The organism is Salinibacter sp. (genome assembly GCF_042218895.1).
Lineage (GTDB): Bacteria > Bacteroidota > Rhodothermia > Rhodothermales > Salinibacteraceae > Salinibacter.
Map to the genome: position 1 here is coordinate 1 of NZ_JBDGQQ010000123.1, position 8,432 is coordinate 8,432.

The 8,432-nt window shown below is 63.3% G+C and carries 8 protein-coding genes; 4 read left to right on the forward strand and 4 right to left on the reverse strand.

Going from position 1 to position 8,432, the window contains the following annotated elements; all coding sequences use genetic code 11:
• Window positions 1-59: 59 nt before the first annotated feature.
• A complete protein-coding gene (locus ABEL04_RS10955) occupies window positions 60-266 on the reverse strand; it encodes a hypothetical protein (protein WP_375802433.1) in 207 nt (68 codons plus the stop codon).
• A 453-nt stretch (window positions 267-719) separates the two neighbouring features.
• Between ABEL04_RS10955 and ABEL04_RS10960 the strand changes: the two genes are divergently transcribed.
• Entirely contained in the window at window positions 720-3,488 is a 2,769-nt protein-coding gene (locus ABEL04_RS10960; protein WP_375802434.1) for a bifunctional acetate--CoA ligase family protein/GNAT family N-acetyltransferase, read from the forward strand.
• Between the two features lie 149 nt (window positions 3,489-3,637).
• Complete coding sequence (locus tag ABEL04_RS10965) at window positions 3,638-4,162, forward strand: transcription termination/antitermination protein NusG (protein ID WP_375802435.1); 525 nt, start codon at window positions 3,638-3,640, stop codon at window positions 4,160-4,162.
• A 208-nt stretch (window positions 4,163-4,370) separates the two neighbouring features.
• Here the strand turns inward: ABEL04_RS10965 and groL are convergent, their stop codons facing one another.
• A complete protein-coding gene (groL, locus tag ABEL04_RS10970; protein WP_375802436.1) occupies window positions 4,371-6,059 on the reverse strand; it encodes a chaperonin GroEL in 1,689 nt (562 codons plus the stop codon).
• Between the two features lie 85 nt (window positions 6,060-6,144).
• Window positions 6,145-6,438, reverse strand: a complete 294-nt coding sequence (gene groES, locus ABEL04_RS10975) for a co-chaperone GroES (protein ID WP_375802437.1) — start codon at window positions 6,436-6,438, stop codon at window positions 6,145-6,147.
• A gap of 357 nt (window positions 6,439-6,795) precedes the next feature.
• Between groES and ABEL04_RS10980 the strand changes: the two genes are divergently transcribed.
• Complete coding sequence (locus tag ABEL04_RS10980) at window positions 6,796-7,221, forward strand: DUF2085 domain-containing protein (RefSeq protein WP_375802438.1); 426 nt, start codon at window positions 6,796-6,798, stop codon at window positions 7,219-7,221.
• Window positions 7,222-7,341: 120 nt separating this feature from the next.
• Entirely contained in the window at window positions 7,342-7,821 is a 480-nt protein-coding gene (locus ABEL04_RS10985; protein WP_375802439.1) for a hypothetical protein, read from the forward strand.
• Window positions 7,822-7,844: 23 nt separating this feature from the next.
• Here the strand turns inward: ABEL04_RS10985 and mutT are convergent.
• Window positions 7,845-8,432 (reverse strand): 8-oxo-dGTP diphosphatase MutT (mutT, locus tag ABEL04_RS10990; RefSeq protein ID WP_375802440.1); only part of this gene is annotated, 588 nt, incomplete at its 5' end.

Consider the following 8,432-nt stretch of genomic DNA (forward strand, 5'->3'; position numbering starts at 1 on the left):
GAATCCGCCGTGCGGCCCCGGGCGACGGGCATTCGGATGGGAATCGAACGGGTCCACTCTTACGCCCGTGAGACGAGCATGGATTGGCCGGCAGGAACGGCGCGACGCTCCTGAAAAGCGACCTCGTCACGATCGCTCGACGCATCTTCGGGCATCGCTTCGTCGAGCGCATCCTGAAAGCTTTGAAAGAGAAGAGCCGCGTAGAGGCTACGGTACGGACGGTGCTGCCGGGCCTCTTTGGAGAGGGAAAGGGGCTCGTCGTTCATGGCAAAAGGGGCGTCTTGTGAGTGAAAAAGCAGCGTCTCGGACGGCACATTATGCCTTGTCTCAAATCCCATGCCAAGAAGAATCCCAGGTGCATTCTCTCGTGTGAAAAGTACCGTTCCCTCTCGCATGCCGAGAGTCGGTCCCCCTTGCCCGATGAGCACTCCCCGAATCCTTCTGAGTCAGGATCCCCCAAGACCTCCTCAGGCTGGTATCGCCCTTGCGGAACGTCGTAGGAGAGAGACAGAGGAAGGATCGCCCGTCGTGGGAGTTTGGAACTCGTATATCCTCGACAAGAGAACTTCCGCGTCAAAGATACAGAGTTTCCACGAAATCAGGACGGGGAGTCCTCCGGGATTGAAACGACCCGCAGGGCCCTGTGCTTTCGGTACCTCCGATCCCTTTATTGCACAGAGACTGGTTTCTATTGTCCACACAACGCCGCTCGTCCTCCCATGGCTAATCAGCCCGACGTACAGTCCGACTCGACTCCTGCCAGCGATCCGTCCTATGATCTTCTGGCCTCACGACGACAGCCCCTCGATGCCATCTTCGATCCGGAAAGCGTAGCCGTCATTGGGGCGAGCGAGGAGCCGGGGAGCGTCGGGCGCACGCTGCTCTGGAACCTAGTGAGCAACCCCTTCGGCGGCACGATCTTTCCGGTCAACCCGAAGCGAGACAGCGTCCTCGGCATCGAGGCATACGATCGCATCGGGGCCGTGGAGGAGGCCGTAGACTTGGCGGTCATTGCGACGCCTGCGCCCACTGTACCGGGCATCGTAGAAGAGTGCGGCGAGGCCGGCGTGGAGGGGCTCATCATTGTGTCGGCCGGCTTTCGGGAGATAGGAGGGGAGGGGGCCAAACTCGAACGCGAAATTCAGGAGATTGCCCAGGACCACGACCTCCGCATCGTGGGGCCCAACTGCCTCGGGGTCATGCGGCCGCCCAACGGCCTCAACGCTACCTTTGCTGGCTCGATGGCCAACGAAGGCGACGTGGCGTTCATTAGTCAGAGCGGGGCGCTCCTGACCTCCATCCTGGACTGGAGCTTCCGCGAGAACGTGGGCTTCAGTGCGTTTGTCTCCATCGGGTCGATGCTCGACGTGGACTGGGGCGACCTGATCGAGTATCTGGGCGACGACCCTCGGACTGAGAGCATCGTGCTCTACATGGAGTCGATCGGGGACGCGCGCTCGTTCCTTTCGGCGGCGCGGGACGTGGCCCAGTCCAAACCCATTATCGTCATCAAGGCCGGGCGTACCGAGGCGGCCGCGGAGGCGGCGGCGTCCCACACCGGCACCCTCACTGGCAGCGACGCGGTATTGAAGGCGGCTTTTCGCCGCACCGGCGTGCTCCGTGTGGACAACATCAACGATCTCTTCTACATGGCCGAGATCTTAAGCAAACAGCCCCGACCGGAGGGCCGAAACCTGACTGTCCTCACGAATGCGGGTGGTCCGGGCGTGCTGGCCACCGACGCCCTCATCGACGGAGGCGGAGAGCTGACGCCCCTCTCGGAGGAAACCATGGAGGCGTTCGACGACCTCCTGCCTGCGGCCTGGAGCCACGGCAATCCCGTCGACATCCTGGGCGACGCCGACCCGGAGCGCTACGCCAAGACCCTAGAGGTGGCAGCGGACGACGAGAACAGCGACGGCCTCCTCGTCGTCCTCACGCCGCAGGCCATGACCGAGCCCACGAAGACGGCCGAGCACCTGCGGCCCTACGCCCGGGACAACGACAAGCCCATCCTGGCCAGCTGGATGGGGGGCGATGCCGTGGCCCCCGGCGAAAACATCCTCAACGAGAGCGGCCTGCCTACCTTCGCGTATCCGGACACTGCGGCGCGCGTGTTCAACCACATGTGGCGCTACAGCTACAACCTGCGCGCCCTCTACGAAACCCCCAGCCTGCCGGAAGACGAGGAAGGCATCCCGGACCGCGACGCCGCCGCCGAGATCGTGCAGGCGACCCACCAGTCCGGGCGGGTGCTGATGACGGAGCACGCCTCGAAACAGCTGCTGTCCGCCTACGGCATCCCGACCGTCGAGACCCGTGTCGTCGAGACTCCGAGTGAGGCCGTGGGGGCGGCTCAGGACATCGGCTACCCCGTGGCCGTGAAGCTCCACTCCACGTCCATCACGCACAAGTCCGACGTGGGCGGTGTGCAGCTCGGACTCAGCTCGGACGAGGCCGTGGAGGAGGCCTTCCGGACGATCGACGACAACATCATGGGCGAGGGCTTCGACGGGGTGACCGTGCAGCCCATGATCGACCGGAGCGATGGGTACGAGCTCATCATCGGCAGTAGCATGGACGAGCAGTTCGGACCCGTGCTGCTCTTCGGCTCTGGCGGCCAGCTGGTGGAGGTCTATCAGGACCGGGCCCTCGGCCTACCACCGCTCAACCGCACCCTGGCCCGTCGCATGATGGAGCAAACCAAGATCTACGAGGCTCTGCGGGGGGTGCGGGGGCGTGATCCCGTCGACCTCGACGCGCTGGAGACCCTGCTGGTACGCTTCAGCCAACTCGTGGTGGAGCAGCCGCGCGTGAAGGAGATTGACGTCAACCCGCTCCTGGCCGGCCCCGGCGACGATGGGCTCCTGGCGCTCGATGCCCGGGTCGTGCTTCACCCGTACACAAAAGACGAAGCGGACCTGCCGACCCCTGCCATCCGGCCCTACCCGCGGCAGTACATTGGCACGCACCCGATGCCGGACGGAACAGAGGTCACAATCCGGCCCATCCGCCCCGAAGATGAGCCGAAGCTGGTCACGTTCCACGAACGCCTCTCGGAGCGGAGCGTGTACCTGCGCTACGCCAATCTCATGAAGCTGGAGCAGCGGGTGGCCCACGACCGACTGGCCCGCATCTGCTTCATCGACTACGACCGCGAGATGGCCCTCGTGGCCGAACGGCCAGCGGAGGACGGCGACGGTGAAATTATCGGCGTCGGGCGCCTCACGCAGCAGCCCGGCCGCAACGAGGCAGAGTTTGCCATGCTCGTGATCGACGAGTACCAGGGCGAGGGCATCGGCACCGAGCTGCTGCGCCGCCTCGTGCGGGTGGGGGAGGCGGAAAATCTCGACCGCATCACGGCCGACATTCTTCAGCAGAATCACGCAATGCAGCGCGTCTGCGAGAAGCTGGGCTTTAAGCTCGTGCGGGGTAACGATCCAGCCGGCGACATGGTCAAAGCCGTTCGGTCACTCGACCCTCAGTAGACCCCCACGGGTCCCATGCGCGGATCGTCCGCGGCCCCGGAGTGGCTACACTCGCGCACCTTCCACGGAACGGTGTGCGCTAGGCTGCGAAAAACAAATTCGTGGGCCAACTCAACTCCGGATCAGTATCGAACACACGTCTCCCAACGATGAGCACCACCCCGAAGCGTATATGGCGCGTCTTCTACACCCGGGCTCGGGCCGAGAAAAAGTGTGAGGAGCGCCTCGAAGATCGCCAAATTAACGTGCTCGTGCCGAAGAAACAGGAGATCCGGCAGTGGTCGGACCGGAAGAAGGAGGTGACCGTGCCGCTGTTCCGGAACTATCTCTTCGCCCGGGTCGACGAAAAGGACCGGCTGCGGGTCTTGCGCACGAAAGGCATCGTTCGGTGCGTGCACTTCAACGGCGAGCCGGCTCGGCTCCGCGAGGAGACGGCCGAGCAGTTGAAGCAGACCCAGGAGGCCCCCGAGCGGCTGTCTGTGGCGGACCTGCGGCCCCCGGTTGGCGAAACGGTCACCATTACCGACGGTCCTGAGGGACTACGTGGGCTGACGGGGACGGTGAAGGAGCATCGTGGACAGATGTACCTGCTGGTGCGGGTGGAGGCGATCCAGCAGGCTGTCAAGGTGGAGGTCCCAGCCGACTGGGTAGAGTCCGAACCGGCCAGTTCGTAGGCGGACCGCTGAACGAGACCCGTGATTTCGGCACCACCGAGCAGGAGGGGCTTTTCCTGTCAGCCGAGCCTCAGCGGTTCCCCTACACAAGTCCCAAAAACAAAAAGCTGCCCCCTCCCGAGAGGGAGAGGGCAGCTCGTGTCGTGCCGAAACGCCAAGGGGCGCAGCCCCAGTGAAAGCAGGGACTTTGTGCACGGGCTAAGGGGGCTTACATCATACCGCCCATGCCGCCCATGCCGCCCATGCCGCCAGCACCGCCGGCCGGCATGCCGCCGCCAGCGCCGCCACCGGCACCGCCGCCACCGCCGTCGTCCTCATCTTCGGACTCAAGATCGGCGACGACCGACTCGGTGGTCAGCAGCATGCCGCCCACCGACGCCGCGTTCTCGAGCGCCGAGCGCGTCACCTTGGTCGGATCGAGGACACCGTCCTCGAGGAGCGGACCGTACTCCTCAGTGCGGGCGTTGAACCCGTAGTCGTCCTCGCCGTCCTTCACGTTCTGAACCACGATGGACCCCTCGTGGCCGGTGTTCTCGGCAATCTGGCGAAGCGGGGCCTCGAGGGCCTTCTTCACGATGCCGACGCCAATCTGCTGGTCCTCGTTCTCAACCTCCACGTCTTCGAGGGACTCAAGGGCGCGCAGGTAAGCAACGCCGCCGCCCGTCAGCACGCCTTCATCGACGGCTGCGCGGGTGGCGCTGAGCGCGTCCTCGACGAGGGCCTTCTTCGCCTTCATCTCCGGCTCGGTCGCGGCGCCCACGTTGAGAACGGCCACCCCACCGGCGAGCTTCGCGAGTCGCTCCTGCAGCTTCTCCTGGTCGTAGTCGGAGGTCGACTGCGAAATCTGCTGCCGGATCTGGTTGACACGGGCCTCAATCTGCTCCTGCGAGCCCTCACCGCCAACCATCGTCGTGGTGTCCTGGTCGATGGTGATTCGGTCGGCCTTGCCGAGGTAGTCGAGCGTCGCGTTCTCGAGGCGATAGCCCTTCTCCTCGCTGATGACGGTTCCACCAGTGAGAACAGCGATGTCCTCGAGCATGGCCTGGCGACGGTCGCCAAAGCCCGGCGCCTTCACGGCGGCCACCTTCAGCGTGCCGCGCATCTTGTTCACCACGAGGGTCGCGAGGGCTTCCCCCTCCACGTCCTCGGCGATGATCAGAAGCGGGTCGTTCGTCTGGCTGACCTTCTCCAGGACCGGCAGCAGGTCCTGCATGTTGCCGATCGAGTCGTCGTAGATCAGCACGTAGGCGTCTTCGAGCACCGCCTCCATTTCCTCGGAGTCGGTCACGAAGTACGGGCTCTGGTAACCGCGGTCGAACTGCATGCCCTCGACCACGTCGAGATACGTTTCGATGCCGCGAGCCTCCTCGACAGTGATGACGCCGTCCTGACCGACCTTCTCGAAGGCGTCGGCGATCAGTTCACCGACAGCGTCGTCGTTGTTCGCCGAGATCGTGGCGACCTGGTTGATGCGCTCTCTCCCCTCGACCGGATTGCTCTGCCGACGGAGATGATCCACGACGTGCCGCGAGGCGGTGTCGATGCCCCGCTTCACGTCCATTGGGTTTGCGCCAGCAGTTACGCTCTTCAGGCCAGCGTTGATGATGGACTCGGCGAGGGCCGTTGCGGTCGTCGTGCCATCGCCGGCCGCATCGTTGGTCTTCGACGCGGCTTCCTTGAGAAGCTGGGCTCCGACGTTCGGAAGCTTCTCCTCGAGCTCAATCTCCTTGGCGACGGTCACGCCATCCTTCGTGATGGTAGGGGACCCGAAGGACTTCTCAAGAACGACGTTTCGGCCCTTGGGGCCGAGCGTCACCTTCACGGCCTGCGCCATCTGATCGACGCCATCCTTGAGGGCGTTGCGCGCCTCAGAATCAAACTTTATTTGCTTAGCCATGGTTGTATGCTGTATTCATTTCATTCGCGTTCAGCTCAAAATGCGACGTGCGACCGCGAGGTCGAACACCGCAGAGATGCAGTCCTTATCCTTCTTCGACGATGCCGAAGATGTCGCTCTCTCGCATGATGAGGTACTCCTCACCGTTGAGCGTCACCTCGGTGCCAGCGTACTTGCCGTAGAGGACTTCATCGCCCTCCTCGACCGTCATCTCGATCCGGGTTCCATCTTCGACCCGGCCTTCGCCGATTGCACGGACCGTTCCTCTTTGCGGCTTCTCCTGCGCCGAATCCGGGATGTAGAGACCACTTTCGGTCTTTTCCTCCGCCGGTTCCGGCTGCACGACGACGCGGTCGCCGAGGGGTCTTATGCTCGTCATAACTCGTTCGGGGTGACTTATGAGTGAGAGGTGGTTGAGTCAGTCGTTATTATCACTCGCCAGTAACGAGTGATAATAACTCACGCTAGTCAACACTGCAGAATAGGCCTTTGTTCCCGAAGAAGGGCGGGGGGCGGGGTGAAGATCGTTTAGCGACGCCGGAGCACCGGTGTGCGCCAGGGACGGGTCCTCTCTGAACTTCGAAAGGGCTCTGGAGTGGAACCGGTGTACGAAGAGGTTCCCGCTCTGCTCAACACCACCGGTTCAGGCTCACCTGTTCAGGCTCACTCACACGCGCATGTAGGGATGCGCCGTCCACGCCTTGTCTGGTACGTTCTGCTAGCGAGTACCAGTGGTATGCTCCTGCTCGCAGTGCTCCCTCCATTCCTTCCCAGTGGAGCACAGGCCGTAGTGCGGGACTGTTTGGCTCCCGTGTGTCACCAGATCCCGAGCCGCTCGCCGCATCTCTACGGCGTGCCACTGGCCATCTGTGATCGATGTACAGGAATATACCTGGGGCTTGTGCTTGGCGTGGCGGTCACGGGCTGGGGCCAGGGCCTATGGGCAGAACTCGGGCGGCACGGCCGCTACGTGCTGCTCGGTTCGCTCGTCCCGCTCAGCATCGACTGGATCGGGCCGGTCCTGGGCCTCTGGAGCAATGGACCGATCAGCCGGGCCCTTACTGGCCTCCTGTTTGGAAGCATCGCGGCCAGCTACGTGACAGACCAGGTGCTGAGAAAGGCCTCCAGAGGGGAGCCCCAGGGGAGTGAGGAGACAACGTGAGCCGAGCTTTCGGTTTGGTATTTTCTTCCATACCTTTCGCTGATGTCATTTAGGGCAGTGCCAAAAGTTGTCAGGGTGCCCTGCCTCTTCGCTTGACCTCCGGGAAGCTCCTCGATCTCCATGACTCCTCGACAGCAATCGGTTCTCGTCGGTGCCGTCGTGACCGGCATTCTCAGCACATCCTACCTGAGCTTTATCAACTTCCTCTGTTGCCTCGGGGTCATCCTTGGGGGCGTCGTGGCGGTGCAACAGTTCACGAGCCGAACCGGGACCTCTGTCGAGTCGGGAGATGGGGCGGTCCTCGGTGCGCTGGCTGGAGCTGGGGGAGCCGTGCTGGCCAGCATTTTTGATCGGGCCCTGCGTCCGCTCAATCTGGACTCGCAGTCGATTACCCAGGACGTGATGAAGAATGTCATGCAAATGGGGGGAGAACAGGGAATGTCCCCGGAGATGATGCAGCAAATTCAACAAGGGGGAAGCACGACAATGATCATCATAGGCCTCGTGATTGGGATCGTCGTAAACTCCATTTTCGGGGCGATAGGAGGGGCGATTGGGGCCGCAATCTTCAGTGCCGACGAGCAGGACGGAAACCTCTGACGTAGTGAACGGCGGAGAACCCTTCAGGAGGGTCCGTCCGGCGACACAGAATCGAACAGGGAGGGCTCGGTCTGACGCCGCTCCAGCTCTTCGATGAGGCGGCGATTCGCGCGGGGGAAAGCGTAGTCGTCAAGCTCTTCGACCTGGACCCACCGAAATGGCTGATCCTCTCGGGCCTCAGGGGGGCCGTCCGCGATGCGGCCTCGGAAGGCGTGGAGGGTGATCTTGAAGTGGGAGTAGGCGTGGGAAAGCGTGTAGAAGGGTTCTGTATCCGTTACCTCGATGCCAAGCTCTTCCTTGAGTTCACGCTGGCATGCCGCCTTCATCGACTCTCCCTCTTCCTGCTTGCCCCCCGGAAACTCCCAGAGGCCGCCGAGGAGGCCCTCGTCGGGGCGGCGCTGGATAAGGAGCCGGTCGTCCTCGTCGAACACGAGCCCCACGGCGATGTCGTGGTGGGGCACCGGCTCCGACTCGGGCGTGATCGGGTAGTCCTCCTCCGTCCCTGCGTCGTGGGCGCGGCACACGTCCTGGAGCGGACACCGGCCGCAGAGCGGGGTGCTCGGCGTGCACACCAGGGCGCCAAGCTCCATCATCGCCTGGTTGAAATCGCC